Below are 22,136 nucleotides of genomic sequence, written 5' to 3' on the forward strand. Positions count from 1 at the left end.
GACACGGCATGACGACGTACGACGCCCCCCGCCCCCTGACCGCCGACGAGCAGGCCCTCTTGCCGACCGACGAGGAGGTGGAGTTCTATCAGGAGCACGGCTGGTACCTGTCGCAGAAGCTGCTGACCGACGAGGAGGTCGACCTGCTGAACTCCGCCGCCGACCGCTTCTACGGCGGCCACCGGGACCGCACCCTTCCCACCCGGCCGCCGCGCCTGGCCTACTGGGAACCCGAGCAGGGCGATGTGCACCGGCACAACGACTACATCTTCTACGAGGACGACACCATCCGCCGCATCCTGGCCAAACCGGTCATCGCGGCGGTCGCGGCCCGTATCGCGCAGACCAGCCAGATACGGCTGTGGAACAGCACGCTGATCCACAAGCCGCCGCGTGCGGACGACGCCCGGAACATCGTGCCCTGGCACTTCGACCGGCACTACTGGCAGACCTGCACCTCCGACGAGATGCTGACCGCCTTCATCCCCTTCCACGACTGCGACGAAGAGATGGGGACGATCACGATGGTCGACGGCAGCCACCGCTGGAAGGAGATCGGCACCAACGACTCCACCAGCCGGCACTTCGCCGAACGCGACCGGTCCGAGCTGGAGCAGATGCTCGCCGAGAACGCCGCCTACAACCAGGCGGAGGTGCGCAAGGTCCCGGTGAACATCCCCAAGGGACACCTCAGCTTCCACCACTGCCGCACCTACCACGGCAGCGGCTACAACGTCAGCGACCGCCCCCGCCGGGCCATCTCCCTGCATCTTCAGGACCGCACCAACCAGTGGCGGCCCTTCGGGCTGTCCTCGGGCGAGCGCGTCGTCTACAACAACGACGTCCTCGTACGCAAGGACGCACAGGGCAACCCCGACTACACCGACCCGGACTTCTGCCCCGTCCTGTGGGAGGACCCCCGGTGAGCGACGACTCCCCCACCATCGTGCTGCCGGCCACAGGGCTGCACGGTTCGCTCGGCGACCCGCTCATGGAGGTGATGAACTTCCTCAACGAGGTCACCTCCCGCTACCCGGAAGCGATCTCCTTCGGCCCTGGCCGCCCGTACGAAGGGCTCTTCGAGGTCGAGCGGATCGGCGACTACCTCGACGCCTACCAGCGGTACCTCACCGAGGAGCAGGGCCACACCCCGGACGAGGTCCGTACGCTGCTCTTCCAGTACGGGCGCACCAACGGCCAGATCCATGAGCTGGTCGCGCGTGCTCTGCACAACGACGAGGGCATCACGGCGGATCCGCAGTCGCTGGTGGTCACCGTCGGCTGCCAGGAGGGGATGTTCCTGGTCCTGCGGGCGCTGTTCGCCGACCCTTCGGACGTCCTGCTGGTCTCCTCGCCCTGCTACGTCGGCATCACGGGAGCGGCCCGGCTGCTGGACATCGAGACCGTGCACGTTCCCGAGGGCGAGCACGGCGCAGACCCGGACGCGGTGCGCCGGGCGGTCGAGCGGCTGCGCGCCGCCGGGAAGCGGCCCCGGGCCTTCTACGTGGTGCCGGACTTCTCCAACCCCACCGGCACCTGTCTGCCCACCACCGCCCGCCGCGGTCTGCTGGAGCTGGCCGAGCAGGAGGACCTGCTTCTTCTGGAGGACAACCCGTACGGGTTCTTCACCCGCGCCGGCAGCGGTCTGCCCACGCTCAAGGCGCTGGACGCCCGGGCGCGGGTGATCTACCTCGGCTCGTTCGCCAAGACCTGTTTCCCCGGTGCCCGGGTCGGCTATGTGGTCGCCGACCAGCTCGTCGAGGCGGCGGACGGCGGACGCGCCTTCCTGGCGGACGAACTGTCCAAGATCAAGGGCATGGTGACGGTGAACACCCCGGCACTGAGCCAGGCGGTCATCGGGGGCATGCTGCTCACCCACAACTTCCGGCTGCGGGAGGCCAACAAGCCGGCCGCCGACTTCTACCAGGAGAATCTGGCGGTGCTGCTCGACAGTCTGGACCGGCTGCTGCCGCCCGGCCGGCGCGCGGCGGCCGGAATCAGCTGGAATGCGCCGGCCGGCGGTTTCTTCCTCACCGTGACCCTGCCCGTTCCGGCGGACAATGCACTGCTGGAAGAGTCCGCCCGCGAGCACGGAGTGATCTGGACACCGATGAGCTACTTCTACCCCGACGGCGACGGCGGCCGTTGCCAACTACGCCTCTCCCTGAGCTATCTGACGCCCGAACAGGTTGCTGAGGGTGCCCGCCGGCTGGTGGGTCTGCTGGAGAGGAGCTGCGGATGAACGCCGTTCTGTACGTCGTGACGGTGCTGATCTGGGGCTCCACCTGGCTGGCCATCAAGGGCCAGCTGGGGGACGTGCACCCCACGGCCTCGATCGCCTACCGCTTCGCGCTGGCCGCGGTGATCCTGCTGGCGTGGGCCCGGCTGCGCGGGCTGCCGCTGCGCTATCCGCTGCGGACGCACGGCCAGTTCGTCCTCATGGGCGGGCTGATGTTCTCCACCAACTTCGTCTGCTTCTACTTCGCCGAACAGCATCTGACCACCGGTCTCGTCTCCATCATCTTCGCGATGTCCCTGCTGGTGAACATGGTCTTCGCCCGGCTCTTCTTCCGGCGCACGATCACCGCGAAGATGCTGACCGGCGGGGCGATCGGGCTGCTGGGGATCGTCACGGTGTTCTGGCCGGAGTTCCAGCACTTCGGCCTCTCCTCGGGGTCCGGCCAGGGCATCGTGCTCTCGGCCCTGGGCACCCTGGTCTTCTGCCTGGGCAATGTGGTCTCCGGCAAGACCCAGGCCGCGGGGATCCCGGTGATCCAGGGCACCGGTTACGCCATGGCCTACGGGGCGCTGCTGATGGCGCCGTTCGCCGCGGTCTTCGGTCAGGGTGCGCTGTTCCAGCCCACGCTGAAGTACACCGGCTCGCTGCTCTACCTCGCCGTCCTCGGCTCGGTCGTGGGCTTCGGCGCGTACCTCACCCTGCTCGGCCGGATCGGCGGTGAGCGCGCCGCCTATGCGATGGTGCTCTTCCCGATCGTGGCGCTGCTGCTGTCCACGGTGTTCGAGGAGTTCCGGTGGACGGCGCGGGATCTGGCGGGAGTCGTCCTGATCCTGATCGGCAACGCCGTGATGCTGACCTCTCCGGCGCTGCTACGGCGGCTGACCGGTAAGCCGGCCCCTGCGGAGCCGGAACCGGAGCCGGCGGCCCGGGCCGCGGCCGACCGGTAGCGCGCCGCCCACCCCCTGATGGCCGAGGAGCGCCACCTTGCATACCGCCGCAGTCGTCGGCACCGGTCTCATCGGTACCTCCATCGCCCTGGCCCTCACCGGCCGGGGCGTGACCACCCATCTCATCGACCAGGACCCGGACAGCGTGCGGATCGCCGCCGCGCGCGGTGCGGGCCTGCCCGGGCCACCGCCGGCACCGGTGGACATAGCGGTCCTCGCCGTCCCGCCCTCGCACACCGCCCGGGCCCTCGCGGACCATCAGAAGGCCGAACTGGCCCGGGCGTACACGGATGTGGCGAGCGTCAAGGCGCTGGTGCACGCCGAGTGCCTGGCCCTCGGATGTGACACCTCCAGTCTGGTGGGCGGGCATCCGCTGGCCGGCCGGGAACGCTCCGGGCCGCTGGCGGCCCGCGCGGATCTCTTCCAGGACCACCACTGGGTGCTCACCCCCACCCCGGAGACCGGCGAGCAGGCGCTCAACCGGGCCCTGGAACTCGTCTCACTGTGCGGCGCCGTGCCGGTGCTGCTGGATCCGCCGGACCATGACCGGGCGGTGGCACTGGTCTCCCATCTGCCGCATCTGATGGCGAGCCTCACCGCCGCCCGACTGCGGGAGGGCGCGGACCAGGAGGTACGGCTGGCCGGCCGTGGCATACGGGACGTCACCCGGGTCGCGGGCGGCGATGCCGCGCTGTGGGCGGACATCCTCGCCGCCAATGCCGCCGCCGTCGGCCCGCTGCTCGCCGAGCTCCGTACGGATCTGGAGACCGCGGCCGACGCGCTGGCCCGGCTGGCCGGGGACGATCCGGAGCCGCAGGGCGCGGCGTTGGCCGATCTGACCGCGGTGCTGCGCCGCGGTATCGAGGGCCGGGCCCGCATCGCGCCCGTACCCGGCGGGGCCTCGCCGCGTCCGCACACCCTGCTCTCGGTCGCCGTCGGTCCGGACCGGGACCGGGAACTGGAGCGGCTGCTCGGCGATATCGACGCGGCCCGCCTGGACCTGGAGGGCATGGTCCTTCCGGAGGCCACGGACTCCCCTGCGCCCTCGGACGTGCCGGCTGCCCATGGCGCGCCGGCCTCGGCGGACGGCTCGGTCGGCCTCGTGGTGGCTCCGGAGGCCGCCCGCCCGCTCGCCGCTGTACTGCGCGACCGGGGCTGGGCGGTGCGTTAGCGCCCGCCTCCCGTCGTACTCCTGCCTGTCTCGCACACCCCGCAATCCCGCAACCCCGCAAGGAGAATTCCCCATGCCGCACATCGCCGTCGACTACGACGCCACCCTGAAGGATGTCCTCGACCGCCGCCGCTTCGCCCGCGAACTGCATGCGCTGGCCGCGGAAACGGTCGAGGGCATCACCGTGGAGAGCTGCAAGACCCGTTTCCGGTGCGTCGAGGAGGCCGTCATCGCGCACGGTGAGCCCGGAGCGGCGCTGATCCATGTGGACTTCGCGATCCTGCCGGGCCGTACGACGGAGACCAAGGCCGCGCTGAGCCGGGTGGTCCTCGAACTGGTCCGCAGCCACACCGCGTCGGTGTCCGGTGCCGCGGTCCATGCCTCGGTGGACGTCCGCGACCTCGGGGCGGCGTACGCCAAGCATGTGGCGCCGGCGAGCGGCTGAGAAGGGCCCGTCAGGCGCAGCAGGTGGTCGGGGTGCTGCACGGTGCCGTCACTGACGCGAGAAAAGAGATTTCCGGCCGAAGATGAATCGCACCGCACCGCACCATCGCCTTCGGCGAAACGCGGACCAGGAGTCCACCCACCGTCCACCGCCCACATAAACTCCCCCCGTGTCCCCTTTCCGCCCTCTCGCCCTGGTCGCCGGTGCGCTGACCCTGGCGCTCACCACGTCCTGCTCCACCGCCGGTTCCCGGCAGGACGACGGCGGCCCGGTGCGGCCACCGGCCGCGAACGCGGTGTTCGACTACCAGCTCGGCGGTGCCTATCCGCCGCCCGGCGGGGTCCGGGCCGTCTCCCGCGACCGCACCGCCGAACCCGCGCCGGGCCGCTACAACATCTGTTATGTCAATGCCTTCCAGGCCCAGCCCGACGACACCGGCTTCTGGCGCGACCACCACCCCGAACTGCTTCTGCGGGACGCTCACGGCACGCCCGTCATCGACGAGGACTGGGACGAGCCCCTGCTCGATATCTCCACCGCCGCCAAACGCTCAGCGCTGATGCGCATCGTCGGGCCCTGGATCGACGGCTGCGCGTCAGCGGGTTATGACGCCGTGGAGCCCGACAACCTCGACTCCTACGAACGCTCCCACGGCAGACTCACCGCCCGGGACGCGGCCGCCTTCGCCCGGCTCCTGGCGCGCCGCGCCCATCAGCAACACCTGGCCATCGCCCAGAAGAACACCGCTGCTCTACTGCCCCAACGCAGCAGTATCGGTTTCGATTTCGCCGTCGTCGAAGAGTGCGCCCGCTACAAGGAATGCACCGATTTCGCGGACTCCTACCACAACAGAATTTTCGTCATCGAATACCGGAAGCAGGACTTCGCCGCAGCCTGCCGCAGCTGGGGCGAACGGCTGTCGATCACCTTGCGCGACCGCGAGGTGCGACCGGCCGGCACGGACGGCTACCTCGACGAGCACTGCTGAGCCGATGGCCTACGCCCGGTCGGCCCAGCGGCCGGATGCCTCACCCCCTCCGGAGACCGTTCGCGCGCGTCGCCCTGAGCGGCGGGCCTCCGCCGCGCCGCTCACACCGCGGTCGGATCACGCCGTCTCATGGGCGCCGTTGATCTTCTCGATCGCCTGCCGGGCCTGTTCCTGCGGGGAGCGGGCGGGCAACGGCGACACGGTCGTCGAGGTCACCGCGGGCTGTGCCCGTTCCTGCGCCACCGTCTTGTTATGAGGCGCGGACGGCCGGATGCGCAGCCGGTGGCTGGCCGCCTCGTCGAGGCTGACCGGGCGCTTGAACCGGGCGGCGAGCCGGGTGGCCTCCTGACCGAGCGCGGCGACGTCCTCCCATTGCAGGCGCACCACCAGCGCCAGCTCGGCATCGCCGTCCGGCATCGCCTGGATCTGCGGGGTTCCGGGTTGAGTCATGGGCCCTCCTCGCATCGTGGACGAACCCCCGGGGAGCGGGGGCGCGGCTACGAGGAGATACGGCCGGTCCCCCGCCGCCGTTCAAAGCAGAAACCTCTTCCTGTCCGAGGGAGTCACGACGCGAAACCATGCGCCCACCGAGGCTCCGGCGCGCCACTGGCTAATGCCAGGGGCGCATTCACATCGGTCCGTTCACGCCCTGCCGACCGCCGGACCCAGCCGTCACCATGGATCCAGCAGCCCACAACCGGCTTGGAGGCCGACTGATGGACGCAGGTCACCTCACCCGACTCAACGACGCCGACTATGAGCAACTCGTCCTCGACAACGCCCATCCGCCCGCCCGTGACCCGGACACCTGGGCGGCGCTCGTCGACCCCGTACTCATCGATCGCACCCGCGACGCCCTCAACACCCTCTTCCAGCGGAACTCCTCGGTGCTGCGCAAGCGACGTGAGGAGCGCGAACAGTTCCGCCTGGAGTGCTTCGCCCGGGGACAGGCCGGCAAGGAGGAGTGGTTCGCCTCGAAGCGGGAGTACGACGCCTGGCGGCACCGGGCGGCGAACTTCAGCCGGACGGTGCAGAACGCCCTGTCGGAGATCAACAAGGTGAAGAAGGAGATCAACCGCTCCATCAACCACCAGGTCGCACAGAATCACCGGGACCGGCTGCGCGACCTCGCGCTCGCGGTGCACAAGCACCAGGCGGCGCACGCCAGGAGCGGCAGCGTCGCCGAGCAGGCCGACTATGAACTGTGGCGCGCCCTGGACCGGATCACCGTCCCGATAGGGCCGACGAGTGAGCCGACGTCACTACGGACGATGCTCGACATCTACTGGACCGATGTGACACCGGTGGACGAGGCCGAGGAGCAGCGGGCCTGCTCGGAGCGGGCGATGCGCACGGCGCCGGCCGGGCAGGCCGCACGGTTCAGCGGGGTTCCCCGGGCCCGGCACCTGGACAACGGCAAGCACCTCGCCTGACCGGGTCCGGGCGCTACGCCACGGCGTGGAAGAGCGCTGCCGCTTCGCCCCGCGATCCGACGCCGAGTTTGGTGAGGATCTTGGCGACATGGAACTTCACGGTCGACTCGCTGATGTGCAGCTCCTGTGCGATCGCGCGGTTGCGGTGTCCGAGCGCGAGCCGGGCCAGCACCTCAAGCTCCCGTTCGCCGAGGGCGGTGAGCGGATCGGGGGCCGGATCCTGGGAGACCCGCAGCGGGATGGTCGCCGAGACCGTCGTGCCCCAGCCGGGTACGGCATCCACGTCCAGCCGCCCGTCGAGCACATCGAGCCGTTCCGCGACCGCGCCGGGCGCCAGGGCCTCGTGGGTGAGAGTGCCGGGCCCGTCGTCCCGTACGGTCGCGCGCAGTTCGTCGTCGGAGAGCTGCCAGCCGACGTGCACCCGGGTCACGGTCTCCTGCTCCAGCACCTTCAGCAGCACGGCCCGGACGATGACACGTGCGGTGTGCGCCACGTCCGCGGCCACCATCCGCGTCGAGGCGGGCGCGCCCAGCTCCAGTCGTACGGGGCTGTAACGCACCAGTGGCCGCAGCGAGTCGGCGAGCCGGGAGAAGGCCTGCCCGGCCGGCTCCTCGGCGATCTGCTGATCGCGCTCTGCCTCCGCGCGCAGCTCCACCAGGGCCGAGACCGCCAGTTCGGTGGCGGTGGCGCGGGCCGCCGCATCGTCCAGGGCGCGGCTGCGCAGTACACCCAGCAGCCCGGTGAGCGCCGCCGAGTAGGCCTCGCCCAGCTCCGCGATCACCCGCGCCCGGGTGCCGGCGGCGGTCCGCGAGCGCGCCAGCGCGCCGGGCAGGGCCTCCGCCGCCATCCGGTCGAAGTGGCTGGTCACCACGTCCCACAGTGCCTGCACAAGGCTGAGGACGTCCTCGTCGACGGGCGGGGCAGCCTCCCCCACACGGATCCCGGCCCCGTCCCCGGCCGCCCGCCGCTCACCCTGTCCCGTACCGCCTGGCCGTCCCTCGCGTACGAGCAGCAGAACGGCGCCGCGTGGTGTCGCATGGCTGGTCACGGCGAGTACGTCCCACTCGGCTCCGGCGAGGGTGAGCGTGCCCTGCCATGGACGGCCCGGGATGCCCGAGGCGAGCAGCGGTGCGAGGTCGGCGGTGGAGAGCCGGCCGGTGAGCTCCGGATCGCCGTGCGTCTTGAACGGTGAGTGCGCACAGTGCGTGGAGAGTTCGGCCACCGCGAGGTGCGGGACCGGCCCGGCCAGGACGGCGGAGAGCCGGGGCAGGATCTCGCCCAGCGGCTGGCGGATCACCTCGTATGCGGCGGTCAGGGCAGGTACGGCTGCGGGTCCGGTCAACTCCATGGGCAGCAGCGTAGCCAGGAGGGCGGGGCCGGGCGCTGGCCTTTTGGCCAGGCCGGACTGTCCGGATGGCGGGCGGCCGGTCCGTACCGGGGCGACAAGGCTGAAGGCGTTCCTTTCACTGCATTCAGCGGGGAGTTTTCTGTGCGAGCGATCATCTACAACGAATTCGGCGGCGCGGACGTGCTCGCTCTCGGGCAGGCCGAGAAGCCGGAGCCCGGTCCGGGGGAGGTGCGGGTGAGAGTCGTGACCGTCGGCGTCAATCCGCTGGATTACAAGCGGCGTTACGGGTGGGTGGAGCAGTTCTATCCGACCACGTTTCCCGCCGTGCCCGGTCTGGAGTGCGCCGGGATCGTGGATGCGCTCGGCGACGGGGTGAGCGATCTGCGCGTGGGGGACGAGGTGTTCGGCTGGACCAGGACCGGCGCCTACGCGGAGTACGCGCTCGCCGGTGACATCGCGCCCAAGCCCGCCGAGCTCTCCTTCGCGGCCGCGGCGACCCTGCCGGTCGCCGGTGAGACCGCGCAGCGCGTCCTCGACCAGCTGGCCGTGCGGCAGGGTGAGACCCTGCTGCTGCACGGTGCGGCCGGTGCGGTCGGCCAGGTCGCCGTGCAACTCGCGGTGGCCCTGGGGGTGACGGTGATCGGTACCGCCTCCCCGGCCAACCACGACTTCCTGCGCGCCCTGGGTACGGTCCCGGTGGCGTATGGAGCGGGGCTGGCCGACCGGGTCAGGGCGGCCGCCCCGCAGGGCGTGGACGCGGTCTTCGACGCGGCCGGCCACGATGCGCTGCCGGACTCGATCGCCCTGCGCGGTGGGACGACGGACCGCATCGTCACCATCGCCGACCACAACGCCGCCGAGCACGGTGTGCCGTTCTCCGCGGGCGGTACGCCGTCGGAGCAGGTCCGGGCGGGGCTGGCCCGGCACGCCCGGCTGGCCGTCGAGGGCAGGCTGACCGTACCGGTCGCCGGGACCTTCTCGCTCGCCGACGCCGCCAAGGCCCAGGAGTTGAGCGAGGCGGGGCATGTGCGCGGCAAGCTGATCATCGAGATCTGAGTCACGCTCCGGGTGACGAGCGGCCCGGGCCGGCCCTCAGGAGGGTCGGGCCGGGCCTTCCACAGTGACCGCCCGATCCCAGGGATTTCCCTAGTTTTCTGCACGCGGGGCAGGCCCCTCCGCCCCCTAACTGCCGCCCCGAACTCATTCCTCGATTTCGTCACTTGAGCAACATGCGTTGCTCAGATCGTCCGAAGCCTTTACTTTGAGCGCGCCTTGATCCGGCTCAACTCGCCGCGACCGCGGCGGGCTTCGGAAGGAAAACCCCCCATGTTCAGACGCACCTCGGTACGCCCCTCGGTACGTTCCTCCAGATCGTCCACCCATCGCGCAACCCGCCGAATATCCCTGCGCACGACCGTCTCCGCCGGTCTGGCCGTTGCCGCGCTGGGCACCACGGTCATCGCGGCCACGGCTTTCGGCGCGCCCGAGGCCCCTCCCTCGTCCGCGCACACGCAACGCACGCAGCAGGTCGAGTACTTCCCGAAGGCGGACGGTCAGCCCCGGCACATGACCGTCCCGGCTTCCAAGCCGCTCTCCCCGTCCCAGAAGTCGGCGATCGCGGCCGGCGGCGACGGCGATGTCACCACGATCGTGCAGAACGGTCCCGTCGGCAGCAAGCTCGACATCGTCTTCGTCGGTGACGGCTACACGGCCGATCAGCAGGAGGACTTCCACGCGGACGTCCGCGCCAAGTGGGCCAAGATCTCCGCCGTCGAGCCGTACGCCTCGTACAAGGGCCTGTTCAACGTCTGGGCGGTGGATGCCGTTTCGGATGAGTCGGGCGTCTCCGGTGACCCCACGAAGGACGTGGTCCGCCACACCGCCCTCAACTCGGCCTTCTTCTGCGAAGGCACCGAGCGGCTGCTCTGTGTCGACACCGGCAAGGTCGAGTCGTACGCCTCCAAGGCCCCGGCCGCCGATCTCGTCGTCATGCTCTCCAACTCCACCAAGTACGGCGGTGCGGGCTACAACGACGTCCACTCGCAGGTCGGTTACGACGGGATCGCCACCGCCTCCTCGGACAACGACCAGTCCGACCAGATAGCGGTGCACGAGACCGGTCACTCCCTCGGCAAGCTCGCCGACGAGTACGACTACGGCCAGTCCGGCACGTACTCCGGCCCCGAGCCCGAGCAGTCCAACCTCACCACGCTCTCGGCCGACCAGCTGTCCGCCCAGCAGAAGAAGTGGTACCGCTGGCTCGGCCAGGAGTCGCCGGACGGTGGCAAGGTCGGTGCGTTCGAGGGCGGCGGCTACTACCAGTTCGGGCTCAACCGCCCCACCGAGAACTCGATCATGCGGACGCTCGGCCGTGAGTTCAACCTCCCCGGCCGCGAGGCGATGATCGCGGGCTTCTACCGCTACGCCAGCGCGCTGAGCAGCCCGGTGGCCACCGACCGCCCCCTGACCCGCAGTGCCCGCATCCGGGTCAACGTGCCCGCATCCGCGCAGCTGAAGTGGTACGTCGACGGCCGTGAGCGCAAGGCCTGGCGCGGTAAGACCTCGGTTGTGCCGCGTACCCTCGGCGTTCCGGCCGACGGCCGTCGCCACACCATCACCGCCCGCGCCACCGACCGTACGGACGCGGTCCGCGACCCGGCGCTGCGCAAGCGGCTGTCGAAGTCGCTGAGCTGGCGGATCGGCTCCTAGGGACGATCCCCAAGGTGGTTGACGGTGCGGCCTCCTGAGGCCGCTGCCACCGCAAGGCGCCGAGCGGGTCCGGTTCACCGCCCGCCCGGCGCCGACCGTCGGCACCTCGCCGGCGGGCACCGGGTAGCCTCCGCACCGTGGTCCCTCGCCCGAGGGACAGCTGACGCGGGGAGAGGGGCCGCCATGTGCGCCGGCACGATGCACGCCGACGAGGTGGAGATCGATATATCCCTCGTCCGCCGGTTGCTCACCGCGCAGTTCCCGCACTGGGTGGACCTCCCTGTCACCCGGCTCGATTCCGCAGGTACCTCCAACGCCATGTACCGGCTCGGCGGGGACATGGTCGTACGTCTTCCCCGGATTCCGGGGGCCGCCGGCGACGTGGCGAAGGAGCACCGGTGGCTGCCACGGCTCGCCCCGCGGCTTCCGGCCGCCATCCCCGTACCGCTGGGCAAGGGGGCGCCCGCCGAGGGGTACCCGTTCCCCTGGTCCGTCTACGGCTGGCTGACGGGCGACAACCCGGCCCCCGGCCGGATCACCGAACCCGGCCCGCTGGCACAGGATCTGGCGGAGTTCGTCGACGCCCTGCACCGGATCGATCCGGCGGACGGGCCTCCCTCGTACCGCAGCGAACCTCTGGCGCTGCGCGATGACGCCACCCGTGAGGCGATCCGCGCACTGCGCGCCACCATCGACGGCGAGGCGGCGACGGCCGTATGGGACGCAGCGCTGCGGGCCCCCGGGCGGCGGGGCCCGGCGGTCTGGATCCATGCCGATCTCCAGCCCGGAAATCTGCTGGTCGCCGACGGACGGCTCAGCGCCGTCATCGACTTCGGCTGCCTGGGCGTCGGCGATCCGGCGGTCGATCTGATCGTGGCGTGGTACGTGCTGCCCGCCGAGGTGCGCGGGGATTTCCGTGCCGCCCTGGACGTGGATGACGCGGCCTGGACGCGTGGGCGCGGCTGGGCTCTGTCGGTTGCGCTCATGGAGCTCCGCTACTACCGGGACACGCATCCGGTGATGGCGGCCATCGCCCGCCATGTCGTCCAGGAACTCCTCGCCGATCAGGGGTCCGCTGCCGCGTGACAGGGCAGGGCAGGCGTGGACGGGGCCCGGCCCGCCAACGGGCGGTGAGCGGGAGACCCTGACGGCGGTCTTGGACTGGCACCGGGCGACGTTCGAGCAGTTCGCCGGTGAGGACCTGCCCTTGCTGTACTACTCCGACGACGATCCCGACCAGGACTTCGACGACCTGAGCGGGGACGTCGACGAGGCCTTCCCCGTGTGGCGGGCGGAGTGCGAACGGTCCCGGCGGATCACCTCGGCCGCCAAGTCCCTGGAGGAGACCGGGATCCGCAAGAGAACCGGTGAACCGGTGTCGCTGCGCACCATCCTGGTGGACATGATCGCCGAGTACGCCCGGCACAACGGCCATGCGGATCTGCTGCGTGAGCAGATCGACGGCTCCACGGCGCGGTGAGACGACCCGAAAGGGAGGTGTGACTCAGGTCACACGAGAGGGTGTCATATGGCGAAGGCCCCCTTTCCGTGTACGGAGCGAAGGGCCCGCAACGGGGCCCTGATCCTACGGGGAAAGGAAATCACGTGCGTAACAGGCGAATTCTGACCACCGCACTCGCCGCCGCGGCCCTCACGGTCGTGAGCCTGGGCAGCGCCGCTCAGGCCCATGCCGCCACGGGAGCCAAGGCCGCCGAACCGGCCACCGCGCAGCACCAGGTCAAGCCGATGGACGGTCCGCCCGGAACGGTCTGGACCGGCAAGAAGTTCTGGACCCTCAGCGGGTGCCAGGAGGCCGGCACCGACCTGGTCAGCAGCGGCAAGTGGGCCGACCCCTTCTGCGACGGCTCGGGGCTCCAGTGGGACCTGTGGGCCCGGCCGCTGTAAACCCTCGCGGCTGCCGGAACCGGCAGTAGCCGCAGTGAGCAATACCGGGTAGGACGGCCCGGCCCACGCAGATCCGCGGCTGCGTGGGCCGGGCCGCTGTCCGTCAGGCTTGCGCAGGCGACTCCTTCAGCAAGTGGCTCACGGTACGCACGAGGCGCTCCAACAGCGCTTCGTCGTACGGCAGGAACGGCAGCGGAACGGCTCGACCGCCCTGGGGCAGGCTGATGTCGACCGGATCGCCGTCGCGGGTGACCCGGCCGGTGGCCAGGTGCAGGGCGTACCCGTCGAGCCGCAGGTGCCGGTCGCCCACCTCGACACGGCCGGCGGCGAGGTGTTCGGCGAGGATGCGGCGCAGTGCCTCGCGCCGCATCCGCGTGGTCCGGCCGAGGGGCTGGTCGTAGAGCCGGTTCAGCTGCTGCCAGGTATCGCGGTCGTGGGCATGGGTGTCGCACCAGGCGAAGCTGCCGGCGCTGATGAGGAGGTCGACCGAGCGCAGCAGCTCCGACAGCCGGACGGCATCGACGGCGGCCAGCGGGAGGGGGGTGCCGTCGCCGCGCCGGAGGGTGACGTCCTGCGCCTCCGCCCATCCCGAAGCGCCCGGATACAGGCGTCCGGCGATGCCGAGGCGTGCCGTGATATCCCCCAGTGGCAGGGCGAGTTCTTCGTCGTCGATGTTCCATCCCTGGCGCACGGCCAGGCCGAGGACCGCTTCGACCCGGACCAGATGGCCATGGAACATGGCGGTGGAGTGCCCGGTCTCCGGCGGTCGGTAGTGCTCCCGGTAGGCCTGGCGGAAGGGCTGGCGCAACCGTAGCTCCGCGATCCGGTCGCGCCAGAAGCGTCGCTGGTCAGGGCTGGCGCGGGCCGGATGCCAGAGGCGGACGGCAGCGGACGGCGAGGCGGTGGCGGCGGCCTCGGGACCGTCCGCCGGGCCGGCGGCGGGCAGTATCGCCTGCCAGTCGCCGGGGGCGTGCTCCACCTCCCAGATGAGGCGACGGGTGGTCCCCCGGGCCACGGGGTGGGTGGCCAGGGCCTCGCGCCAGCGGTCGTACCGGTGGACGGTGCCCTGGAGGTACCCCCCTTCCAGCCCGCGCATCAGGGTCCGGAGCTGGGCCCGCGCCTTCCCCAACAGCTCGCGTGCGGCGGCGACTTGATCGGGGTGGTCACGGCGGGCGGCAGCCGGGAGGGACTTCAGGGCGCGGCCGTCGGCGCGTTCCCAGGCAAGGGTGGCGTCATCGGTGACCGTCAGCACGGCGGTGTACGTGCCGCAGGGGATGCGCCTGGTCCCGTCGGGGCCGATGCCGAGGTCCGGGAGGCGGAGCACGCCCTCGGGCCGCCGGCCGAGGCCACGTTCGGCGCGCCGCAGCAGGCGGTCGAGCTTCTTGGTGACACCGGCGTGCCGTACCACGCGCCGGGCTTCGCGCAGGGCGGCGACCGATTCCGGGGTGGGCCATGCCTCGACGGCTTGAGCCAGGCCGATGCAGGCGCTCTGCGACGGCAGGGTCTTGGCGGCGGTCGGGGCCACGGCGAGCCGGGGCAGCAGGACGGCGAAGAGGTCCCCGGCCCACGGCTCGTCGCGCCGCAGCGCCACCCAGGCGGCACGGTGCAGGGTGTCCGCGTCGGCCGTGGTGAAGGCCTTGTCGGCGGCGTACGGGACCGTCCCGGCATGGATGGCGGCGAGGTGGTCGGCGGCGGTACGCAGGGCGTGGTGGGCCAGTTCGGCGTGGAGCGCATCGGCCGACAGCTCCTCAAGGACGTCCGTCACCGGCGGCCAGTCGCCCGGCAGGTGGCCGTACTGCCGGCCCTCGGCGAACAGCGCCCGCTCGCGCGGTCCCGTGGCGAGGAGTACCTCGAGCTCCGCGAGCCGCAGCGGACTGTCGGCGTAGACGGTGCGCAGCTGGGCGGCGAGCGCCTGCTCGGTCTCCGGCCCGGCGAGTGCGGCGACTGCCAGGGCCGCGTCCGCGGTCCGGTCGGGCCGCTGTCGCGCGGCCTCCACCAGGACCGTCGCGTGCCCTGCCAGCGACGCTTCGTCCCACGGTTCGGTGCAGCGCAGCAATCCGCCGGCGGCGTAACGGACATCGGTGGGCCGGGGAGACTCGGCCAGCGCGGCATAGAGGTCCGTCAGCGTGCCGGCGGTGAAGGACGGCTGCACCTTTGCCCAGGTCACCTCGCGGGCGACGCGGCGGGCGTGCTCCGGGGCGCGCTCGTCGGCGAGGGTGCGGTACGCGGCCGGCAACAGCGCGCCCAGCTCCGGTGAGGTCAGCCGGGCGCAGACCGTCGAGACACCGCCGGACCAGTCGGCATCCTGCTGCGGCCCGGCCATCGCGGCCCGCAACTGCGCGGCGTGTGGTGACAGTTCGTCCATGCCTCAGAACGTAGCGGCAGGGTCTGACAATGCCCGACCGGTCCGTGCGGTGCCGCGTGCGGGAGGAGGGCCCGGCCCGCACTCCGGAAATTCGCTGTACGGCCGTCGGCCCTGCGTCTAACCTCGTGGCACATCAGCACTGATCGACATCGATCGGCGCTCATCGGCGTGTAGCTCAGCAGGAGAGCACCGGGCTCTGGACCCGGAGGGCGCGGGGGCAGAACCCGCCACGTCGGCCTATGAACGAGGACGCTGAACAGCAGCCCCAGTCCGGTACCGCGCCGTATGCCACGGGCCTCCCTTACGCCCTGGACCAGGCGGCCAAGGCCTTCCGCACCGCCCTGACCCATGAGGACGCCGCCACCCGCCGCCGCGCCGAGGACCGCGTCCGGCGCTGGCGCGAGGTGCTCGACGGCCTCAACGGCGGGTGGCTGAGGGTGGGTTCGCGTACCCCGGTGGCCGGACTTCCGGCCTGGGTGACGCCCGAGGTCGTCCGCGGCGGATTCGCGACCGGCGCGGCGAGCGCCGCCGGACCGCTCCAGCCGTACGAGCGGGACGCGGCGCGCCGGGCGGGGGTGCCGGCCGACCGCCGGGCCCTCTTCCTGAACTCCCTGACCGAGAGCGGACTCGCCGCCCTGTGGGCGCTGCTGGACAACGGGCGCTACGAGGCGACGGTGCCCGAGGAAGCCGCGCTGCTCACCGTGGCCTGGCTGGTGCGCGCCGGGCGGATCGCCGAGGCCGTGGAGCTCGTCGACGTACTGGAGCCGTTCGCCGACGAGCTGCGTTTCACCCCGCGGCCGTCCGCGGCGCCCGCGCCGGATGTGGCCACGGTGCACCGCCGGACGGTCGGCGACGCCGGCCGGACCCTGGCACGGCGGCGGCCCCATGCGGCCGTCGAGGCGCAGCGGGAGGCGCTCACGGTCTGGCAGCCGTTCGCCGATGAACTGCTTCTCCACTGGCTGGAGACCGCCGAGGACGGCCACGTTCTGGGACGCGTCCCGGAGGAGGGCTGGTACGAGCGCGGGGCCGCCCTCCTGGACCGCTATCGGCAGCTGGCCGCGGCCCACACCCGCTGCACCAAGCATCGCCACCCGAAGGAGAACCTGGGGATCCTGCGCGGTGCGCTGGCCGAGACCGTTGCCCGCCGTCCGCTCGATGCCTGTCGGCTGGGTCTGCTGCGGCATGCCGTCGCCTCGATGGTGCGGCGGCGCGGTCTGCCCGGCTCCGCGCAGCACGCGGCGCTGCGCGGGCGGCAGGCCACGCAGGCGGCGCTCCCCTCGCACCACGCGCTGGCGCAGCTGGTGCTGCGCCGCCTCGATGCGCTGCCCCAGGACCGGGGAGCGGCCGATGTCGCCTCGTTGGTCGTCGCGGTGACCGAGGAGGAGCACCGGGACACCGGTCTGCCCGTAGGAGCTGCGGTTCCGACGACGATCCGTCAGGTCGTGGAGGCCGCGCTCAGCGCTCCGGTCGGCCGGCTCGTCGAGCGGGGTGTGGTGCCGTCGGCCGAGGTCCTGGCCGAGCTGGTGCCGCAGCTGGTCGCCGCCACGACCGCGCAGGCCTACCCGGACGCGGCGCTGCGGACCTTGATGGCCGCGAACTACCGTGCGTTCCGCAACCGCCGTTCCCTGCTGCTGCTCGATCTGGCGCGGCAGGTACGGGTCGAGGAGCTGCCGTGGGTACGGGCGGTGGCCGTCCTGCGGGGCGACGACGCGGCCCGGGACGGTGCGCAGGCCACCCTGCGCCAGCTCGGTGAGCTGGCCGTACAGGGCTTCCCCAGCACGCTGCTGCCCAACCCGCTGGTCCGCGAACTCGATGTGCTCGCGAGCCAGGCGGATCTCGGCGCTCCCATGGTCGAGGAGCTCGCCGCGGACATCTTCATGGGGACCTTCACCCGGAAGTTCCTCACGGCCGCACGGATCGCCGGTGACCTGCTGGGCGGCACGCTCTACGAGCGCTACTACGGGATCGACTATGCGGCGATCCGCAATTTGGCGGTCGTCGAGACGAGCGACGCGCTGAACCGCGGCTACCGGCCGCGCACCTCCCCGGGTTTCGCGCGGCTGTGCATCGAGCGTGCGGGGGGCTCCGGGTACGGCTCGGTGGCGGCGAACGGCAAGGTGATCGAGCAGGCGCAGATCCTCACCACGCACAACCTGGCGACGCTGGTCCACCGGGTCGGTATCGCCCCGGCGCCCGGCTGGGCCGATCTGGCCCGCCGTTGCTTCCGTACGGTGTGCCGGCTGACGGCCCGGGTGCAGCACCAGCCGCGACCGCTGGCCACCATCAAGGACGCGGCGTACGCCTGGCGGCATCTGCTGTTCCATCTGTCGCTGTGCCCGTCGGACGAACAGGCCCGGGTACTCGCCTGGCTGGACGAGGAGACGGCCCGCCATCCGGCCCATGTCGCCGCCCGGCTTGCGCCCGCCCTGGAGGGGCTGCGGCTGGTCGCCGACGGCGGGAGCTTCGCCCCTGACGGGACGGCGCTGGACGGCAGGGCACGCCGCTTCCTCGGCTGGAGCACCGAAGCGCATTGGCTGCGGACGGTCCCGGAACCGGCCGCGCACCGCGCGTCGTCCGGGAGGGCATAGCGCCCGCTCCCCCTTGGCCGGCGCGGTCTCCTAGCTGCGGCTTCGCCGCTCCGGGGGACCTCCCGTCACCCCGGCACGGGCGGGGTCCGGGACGGGCCGTGTGCTACCCCCGGCCCACTCCTCGACGCTGTATGTGGTCGCCGCGGACGGCGGTACGCGCCGCCGCCGTGGTGGCCGTAGGCGCAGACGGGACGGCAACGGACGCCGCCCGTCTGCCCGTTGACGGAGACGTGAACGCACCAGCCGCGCCCCCGCAAAGACCGCCGCCGTGGCTGCCAGACAGCCCAGTTCGAGGACCGCGGCGTGGACCGGAGCGACGCTCGCGGCCCAGCCCGCACCACGCCGGTCTCCCTGGAAGACCACGCGGTTGACGCTCAGAAAGGCCAGATGTGTGCCGATCGCGGCCCACAGGGGCGCCCGTCCCGGCCCGGTCCGTGCGGCGACCAGGGTGAGGCCGAAGACCGAGAGCAGCACCAGATAGGCGAAGGGGTCCTGGCCCCCGGGAGCCAGGCCCATCGGTGGCGCCTCCACCCCCACCCCGTGCGCCACCCCGGCCTGCACCACGGTCGAGGCCGCCGGTACCAGCAGAAAGACCGTCGTCGTGCCCAGGGCCGCGCTCACCCCGCCGACCCGTTCCCGCAACGAGGTCCAGGCATAACCCCGCAGGGTGGTCTCTTCCGGCAGCGCCTCGAGCAGTACGGCCACCAAGGCGTTGCCCGCCAGGAACGACACCAGGGCCGCCGGATCGGGTTCCGACCAGCGGACCCAGCCGGCCACCGTGCCGCCGCCCAGCACGAGAGCGGCGCACAGCACGGTGACACCGACCCCGCGGACGAAGCCCTGCGCCGCCGAGGACGGCGGTCCAAGCCCCAGCGGAGGCAGGTTCGCCGAGCGCCGCCTCGCCCGTAGGCCCAGTACGACAGGCACGGCCAGGGCGCTCACCAGTACAGCGGGCAGTAGCCGTGCCGCATATCCGCCGACACCGAGCGCCCGGACCAGCGCCTCCCCCAGCGCATTCCCCGCCCCCAGCGCGACTGCCATCACCAGGCCGCCGAGCAGCGCCCTCCCCCCTGCCCGCCCGGCGCTACCGCGGTCCGGTGTGCCCGTGCCGTGCTTCATCGTCCTCAGCTCTCCTTCCTCGCGCTCGTCGGGACCTACGTGTTCCCGACGCACCGCGCAGGAAGCGGCAGCCCCCGGCGCACCACACGAACGACGCGGCAAACCCTCCTGCGGAACGACCTCATCCGACCGGGCCGTACATCCCTCGCCCGCCGCCCGCTCGTCCCTCGGTCGTCCCCGGGTCGTCCGAGCTGTGTACGCGGTCATGGCGGTGCGCCCGCGCCGGTGGAGCAGCGCACGCTCCGTGCGTAGACTCCTGAATCATGTCCATGCCATACCGCTCCGCGCCGGAACCGGCCCCCGGCGCATCCCCGTCCCCCGCCCCTCCCCCGCCTCCCGCGCCGGACGCCACCGTGGTGCGTACGGGGCGCCGCGGCGCGATGACCGCCCTCCCGATCTGTCTGATCCTGATCGCGCTGGGCGTGACCGGACTGGTCGGGCTGGTCATGGTGGCCACCGGCACGGCCAAGGGGGAGGTCAGCCCGCAGGGCGTGGCCGGTCTGGTGCTGATGCTGGTGTTCGGCGCGCTCGGTGTGCTCTTCGGCGTCCCGGTCTGGCACGGCAGGCGCGCGGCGATCGTCGTGGACCGCGCCGGTGTCTGGCTGGACAACGGCAGGGCGCGGCAGATCGTCCCCTGGCACGTACTGGCCGGCGTGGGTGTGCACTGGAGCCGGCTGGGGCGACGGGTCAAGCAGTACTCCGTCGAACTCTGCCCCAGCGGCCCGATCGACGACCGTGATCCGGTGCTCTGGGCCCTGGTGCGCGACGAGGACCCGATCGCCCCTGGTCTGCCGCGGCTTCGGTACCGGCTGCCGGTACCGCCGGGCAGCCAGAAGCAGGTGACGACGGCGATCCGGCAGTACGCCCCGCCCCATCTGTGGCTGGGCGAGGAACAACGCGCACCCGGCCACCTCGGCCGCCCGGACCCGAGCCGCCGCCCCCGGCGCTGAACTGTCCGCCGGGCCGGGAACTCACCAGGCTCTCGGCGCCGCGCTCACCCCAGCGCCCGGTCGAGGTTGAACGCCGCGCTGATGAGGGCGAGGTGGGTGAAGGCCTGGGGGAAGTTGCCGATCTGTTCGCCGGTGCGGCCGATTTCCTCGGCGTAGAGCCCGAGGTGGTTGCCGTACGTCAGCATCTTCTCGAACGCGAGCCGGGCCTCGTCCACCCGGCCGGCCCGCGAGAGCGCCTCGACATACCAGAACGAGCAGATCGAGAACGTGCCCTCCTCGCCCCGCAGTCCGTCCGGGCTGCTGCTCGGGTCATAGCGGTAGACCAGGGAGTCGGACACCAGTCCCTCGCCCAGCACATCAAGTGTGGAGAGCCATTTCGGGTCGGTGGGCGAGATGAATTTGGCCAGCGGCATCATCAGGACGGCGGCATCGAGGACATCATCGCCCTCGTGCTGGACGAACGCCTTCCGCTCCTTGGACCAGCCACGGTCCATGATCCGCCGGTAGATCGCATCGCGGGTCTGCGACCAGCGCAGCAGATCCGCCGGCAGGCCTCGGTGCATGGCGATCCGTATCGCCCGTTCGATCGCGACCCAGCACATCAGCTGTGAGTAGAGGAAATTCTGGATCTTTCCGCGGGTCTCCCAGATGCCTTCGTCCGGCTGGTCCCAGTTGCCGCAGACCCAGTCGACGAGGGTGCCGACGGTGTCCCAGTGGGCGCTGGAGAGCGGCTCTCCCCATTTGTCGTAGAGGTAGAGGGAGTCGATGAGGGCACCGTAGATGTCCAACTGGAGCTGGTTGACGGCGCTGTTGCCGATCCGGACGGGTGCCGAGCCCAAGTGGCCTTCCAGATGGGTCAGTTCTTCCTCGGGGAGTTCACTGCGGCCGTCGATGCCGTACATGATCTGCAACGGGCCGCCGGAGCCGTCCTTGAGGCAGATGTTCTCGGACAGGAAATGCACAAAGGCCTTGGCCTCGTCGGTGAATCCCAGCCGGAGCAACGCATAGATGCAGAATGCGGCGTCCCTCACCCATGCATAGCGATAGTCCCAGTTGCGCTCGCCACCGATCTGCTCGGGCAGGCTGGTCGTGGGCGCGGCCACGATGGCGCCGGTCGGCGCGTAGGTGAGGAGTTTGAGGATGAGCGCGGAGCGGTGCACCATTTCCCGCCAGCGTCCTCGGTAGCGGGACCGGGACAGCCATGAGCGCCAGTACCGCACCGTGGCTTCGAAGAGTTCCTCCGCCTCCAGCACCGCACAGGCGCGCGGCTCCACCCCGTCCCCGATCCGGTCCAGCGCGAAGACGGCCGCCTCACCCTCGTCCAGGGTGAAGGAGGAGCAGGCGTCCGGGCCGTCGATCTCGACCGGGGCGCTGGAGGTCAGTGCCAGCGAAAGCCCCGGGGAGTCGAAGACCGTGTGGCCCCGCAGGGTGCTCACGGTGTGCGTGCGCCGGCCGTAATCGAACCGGGGAGCCACCCGGACGCTGAACGGCAGCGAGCCGCGCACACAGATCACCCGGCGGATCAGCCGGTGGCGGTCCGCCTCGCGCGAGTCATCGACGATCGGCATGAAGTCCTGCACCTCGCCGACGCCGTTGTCCGCGAAGAACCTGGTGATCAGGATGTTGGTGTCGGGGAAGTAGAACTGCTTCGTCCGGGCGGGCACATCCGGGCCGAGCTCAAAGGCCCCGCCGCGGTCGGCGTCCAGGATCGCCGCGAAGACGCTGGGCGCGTCGAAGCGTGTGCAGCAGTACCAGTCGATGGTGCCGTTCGTGCCGACGAGTGCGGCCGTCCGCATGTCGCCGATCAGACCGTGCTCGGCGATCGGAAGGTAGCGGGGCGCATCCGCCTTGCTGGGGCGAAGGCTCTCGCAGACGGTCATACGACCTCCCCGGCACTGGGGCGCAGAAGCACTGGATTCAGGTTACCTC

Annotated in this window: 19 protein-coding genes and 1 tRNA gene; 15 read left to right on the top strand and 5 right to left on the bottom strand. The window is 71.4% G+C overall.

From position 1 onward, the window contains the following. The first annotated feature begins 8 nt into the window (after positions 1-8). The 6 genes from ACZ55A_RS20500 (at position 9) to ACZ55A_RS20525 (ending at position 5,790) form a co-directional block, all read left to right on the top strand. Positions 9-926, top strand: a complete 918-nt coding sequence (locus ACZ55A_RS20500; RefSeq protein ID WP_468841782.1) for a phytanoyl-CoA dioxygenase family protein — start codon at positions 9-11, stop codon at positions 924-926. Beyond that, a complete protein-coding gene (locus ACZ55A_RS20505; protein ID WP_468841784.1) occupies positions 923-2,242 on the top strand; it encodes an aminotransferase-like domain-containing protein in 1,320 nt (439 codons plus the stop codon). The genes ACZ55A_RS20500 and ACZ55A_RS20505 overlap by 4 nt, the downstream gene beginning before the upstream one ends. Continuing rightward, positions 2,239-3,186 carry a DMT family transporter gene (locus ACZ55A_RS20510; RefSeq protein ID WP_468841786.1) on the top strand — a complete coding sequence of 316 codons (948 nt, stop codon included), beginning with the start codon at positions 2,239-2,241 and terminating at the stop codon, positions 3,184-3,186. Before ACZ55A_RS20505 ends, ACZ55A_RS20510 begins: the two co-directional genes overlap by 4 nt. Positions 3,187-3,223: 37 nt before the next feature. Continuing rightward, positions 3,224-4,357: a prephenate dehydrogenase gene (locus tag ACZ55A_RS20515; protein WP_468841787.1), complete on the top strand. Its 1,134-nt coding sequence runs from the start codon at positions 3,224-3,226 to the stop codon at positions 4,355-4,357. A gap of 73 nt (positions 4,358-4,430) precedes the next feature. Further along, complete coding sequence (locus ACZ55A_RS20520) at positions 4,431-4,802, top strand: 5-carboxymethyl-2-hydroxymuconate Delta-isomerase (protein WP_468841789.1); 372 nt, start codon at positions 4,431-4,433, stop codon at positions 4,800-4,802. Positions 4,803-4,971: 169 nt separating this feature from the next. After that, a complete protein-coding gene (locus ACZ55A_RS20525) occupies positions 4,972-5,790 on the top strand; it encodes an endo alpha-1,4 polygalactosaminidase (protein WP_468841791.1) in 819 nt (272 codons plus the stop codon). Between the two features lie 117 nt (positions 5,791-5,907). Here the strand turns inward: ACZ55A_RS20525 and ACZ55A_RS20530 are convergent, their stop codons facing one another. Then, complete coding sequence (locus ACZ55A_RS20530; RefSeq protein ID WP_468841793.1) at positions 5,908-6,240, bottom strand: hypothetical protein; 333 nt, start codon at positions 6,238-6,240, stop codon at positions 5,908-5,910. Positions 6,241-6,506: 266 nt separating this feature from the next. On the opposite strand from ACZ55A_RS20530, the gene ACZ55A_RS20535 reads away from it, so the two are divergent. After that, positions 6,507-7,223 (top strand): hypothetical protein, encoded by a 717-nt coding sequence (locus tag ACZ55A_RS20535; RefSeq protein ID WP_468841795.1) that lies wholly within the window; start codon positions 6,507-6,509, stop codon positions 7,221-7,223. Between the two features lie 13 nt (positions 7,224-7,236). Here the strand turns inward: ACZ55A_RS20535 and ACZ55A_RS20540 are convergent, their stop codons facing one another. Continuing rightward, positions 7,237-8,571 (bottom strand): helix-turn-helix transcriptional regulator, encoded by a 1,335-nt coding sequence (locus ACZ55A_RS20540; protein ID WP_468841797.1) that lies wholly within the window; start codon positions 8,569-8,571, stop codon positions 7,237-7,239. A gap of 141 nt (positions 8,572-8,712) precedes the next feature. Here ACZ55A_RS20540 and ACZ55A_RS20545 point away from each other — a divergent pair, with 141 nt between their 5' ends. The 5 genes from ACZ55A_RS20545 to ACZ55A_RS20565 all read left to right on the top strand — a co-directional run bounded on the left by ACZ55A_RS20545 (position 8,713) and on the right by ACZ55A_RS20565 (position 13,185). Next, positions 8,713-9,627 (top strand): NADP-dependent oxidoreductase, encoded by a 915-nt coding sequence (locus ACZ55A_RS20545; protein ID WP_468841799.1) that lies wholly within the window; start codon positions 8,713-8,715, stop codon positions 9,625-9,627. A gap of 270 nt (positions 9,628-9,897) precedes the next feature. Beyond that, on the top strand, positions 9,898-11,280 hold the full coding sequence (locus ACZ55A_RS20550; protein ID WP_468841801.1) for a M64 family metallopeptidase: 1,383 nt from the start codon (positions 9,898-9,900) through the stop codon (positions 11,278-11,280). A 183-nt stretch (positions 11,281-11,463) separates the two neighbouring features. Continuing rightward, the gene (locus tag ACZ55A_RS20555; RefSeq protein ID WP_468841803.1) at positions 11,464-12,366 is read left to right on the top strand and encodes an aminoglycoside phosphotransferase family protein; all 903 of its coding nucleotides are present in this window, start codon (positions 11,464-11,466) and stop codon (positions 12,364-12,366) included. After that, entirely contained in the window at positions 12,320-12,760 is a 441-nt protein-coding gene (locus ACZ55A_RS20560) for a mycothiol transferase (protein ID WP_468841805.1), read from the top strand. The genes ACZ55A_RS20555 and ACZ55A_RS20560 overlap by 47 nt, the downstream gene beginning before the upstream one ends. Before the next feature lie 125 nt (positions 12,761-12,885). Next, positions 12,886-13,185 carry a hypothetical protein gene (locus ACZ55A_RS20565; protein ID WP_468841807.1) on the top strand — a complete coding sequence of 100 codons (300 nt, stop codon included), beginning with the start codon at positions 12,886-12,888 and terminating at the stop codon, positions 13,183-13,185. Between the two features lie 103 nt (positions 13,186-13,288). On the opposite strand, the gene ACZ55A_RS20570 is transcribed toward ACZ55A_RS20565, so the two are convergent. Then, positions 13,289-15,550: a DUF4132 domain-containing protein gene (locus ACZ55A_RS20570; protein ID WP_468841809.1), complete on the bottom strand. Its 2,262-nt coding sequence runs from the start codon at positions 15,548-15,550 to the stop codon at positions 13,289-13,291. A 164-nt stretch (positions 15,551-15,714) separates the two neighbouring features. Here ACZ55A_RS20570 and ACZ55A_RS20575 point away from each other — a divergent pair. Continuing rightward, positions 15,715-15,786 (top strand) — tRNA-Gln (locus ACZ55A_RS20575). Between the two features lie 3 nt (positions 15,787-15,789). Further along, positions 15,790-18,138: a hypothetical protein gene (locus ACZ55A_RS20580; RefSeq protein ID WP_468841811.1), complete on the top strand. Its 2,349-nt coding sequence runs from the start codon at positions 15,790-15,792 to the stop codon at positions 18,136-18,138. Positions 18,139-18,168: 30 nt separating this feature from the next. On the opposite strand, the gene ACZ55A_RS20585 is transcribed toward ACZ55A_RS20580, so the two are convergent. Next, the gene (locus ACZ55A_RS20585; protein WP_468841813.1) at positions 18,169-19,257 is read right to left on the bottom strand and encodes a CPBP family intramembrane glutamic endopeptidase; all 1,089 of its coding nucleotides are present in this window, start codon (positions 19,255-19,257) and stop codon (positions 18,169-18,171) included. A gap of 263 nt (positions 19,258-19,520) precedes the next feature. Between ACZ55A_RS20585 and ACZ55A_RS20590 the strand changes: the two genes are divergently transcribed. Next, positions 19,521-20,207 carry a hypothetical protein gene (locus ACZ55A_RS20590; protein WP_468841815.1) on the top strand — a complete coding sequence of 229 codons (687 nt, stop codon included), beginning with the start codon at positions 19,521-19,523 and terminating at the stop codon, positions 20,205-20,207. Positions 20,208-20,251: 44 nt separating this feature from the next. Here the strand turns inward: ACZ55A_RS20590 and ACZ55A_RS20595 are convergent, their stop codons facing one another. Next, complete coding sequence (locus tag ACZ55A_RS20595; RefSeq protein WP_468841817.1) at positions 20,252-22,087, bottom strand: glycoside hydrolase family 15 protein; 1,836 nt, start codon at positions 22,085-22,087, stop codon at positions 20,252-20,254. Positions 22,088-22,136 lie beyond the last annotated feature (49 nt).

The sequence above is a fragment of the Streptomyces sp. NPDC034111 genome (genome assembly GCF_055575375.1).

Excerpts from the sequence above, each read along its gene's own strand:
- ACZ55A_RS20500 (WP_468841782.1), top strand. The coding sequence starts at position 9 with ATGACGACGTACGACGCCCCCCGCCCCCTGACCGCCGACGAGCAGGCC.
- ACZ55A_RS20510 (WP_468841786.1), top strand. The coding sequence starts at position 2,239 with ATGAACGCCGTTCTGTACGTCGTGACGGTGCTGATCTGGGGCTCCACC.
- ACZ55A_RS20520 (WP_468841789.1), top strand. The coding sequence starts at position 4,431 with ATGCCGCACATCGCCGTCGACTACGACGCCACCCTGAAGGATGTCCTC.
- ACZ55A_RS20530 (WP_468841793.1), bottom strand. The coding sequence starts at position 6,240 with ATGACTCAACCCGGAACCCCGCAGATCCAGGCGATGCCGGACGGCGAT.
- ACZ55A_RS20535 (WP_468841795.1), top strand. The coding sequence starts at position 6,507 with ATGGACGCAGGTCACCTCACCCGACTCAACGACGCCGACTATGAGCAA.
- ACZ55A_RS20540 (WP_468841797.1), bottom strand. The coding sequence starts at position 8,571 with ATGGAGTTGACCGGACCCGCAGCCGTACCTGCCCTGACCGCCGCATAC.
- ACZ55A_RS20550 (WP_468841801.1), top strand. The coding sequence starts at position 9,898 with ATGTTCAGACGCACCTCGGTACGCCCCTCGGTACGTTCCTCCAGATCG.
- ACZ55A_RS20555 (WP_468841803.1), top strand. The coding sequence starts at position 11,464 with ATGTGCGCCGGCACGATGCACGCCGACGAGGTGGAGATCGATATATCC.
- ACZ55A_RS20560 (WP_468841805.1), top strand. The coding sequence starts at position 12,320 with ATGTCGTCCAGGAACTCCTCGCCGATCAGGGGTCCGCTGCCGCGTGAC.
- ACZ55A_RS20570 (WP_468841809.1), bottom strand. The coding sequence starts at position 15,550 with ATGGACGAACTGTCACCACACGCCGCGCAGTTGCGGGCCGCGATGGCC.
- ACZ55A_RS20580 (WP_468841811.1), top strand. The coding sequence starts at position 15,790 with ATGAACGAGGACGCTGAACAGCAGCCCCAGTCCGGTACCGCGCCGTAT.
- ACZ55A_RS20585 (WP_468841813.1), bottom strand. The coding sequence starts at position 19,257 with ATGAAGCACGGCACGGGCACACCGGACCGCGGTAGCGCCGGGCGGGCA.
- ACZ55A_RS20590 (WP_468841815.1), top strand. The coding sequence starts at position 19,521 with ATGTCCATGCCATACCGCTCCGCGCCGGAACCGGCCCCCGGCGCATCC.
- ACZ55A_RS20595 (WP_468841817.1), bottom strand. The coding sequence starts at position 22,087 with ATGACCGTCTGCGAGAGCCTTCGCCCCAGCAAGGCGGATGCGCCCCGC.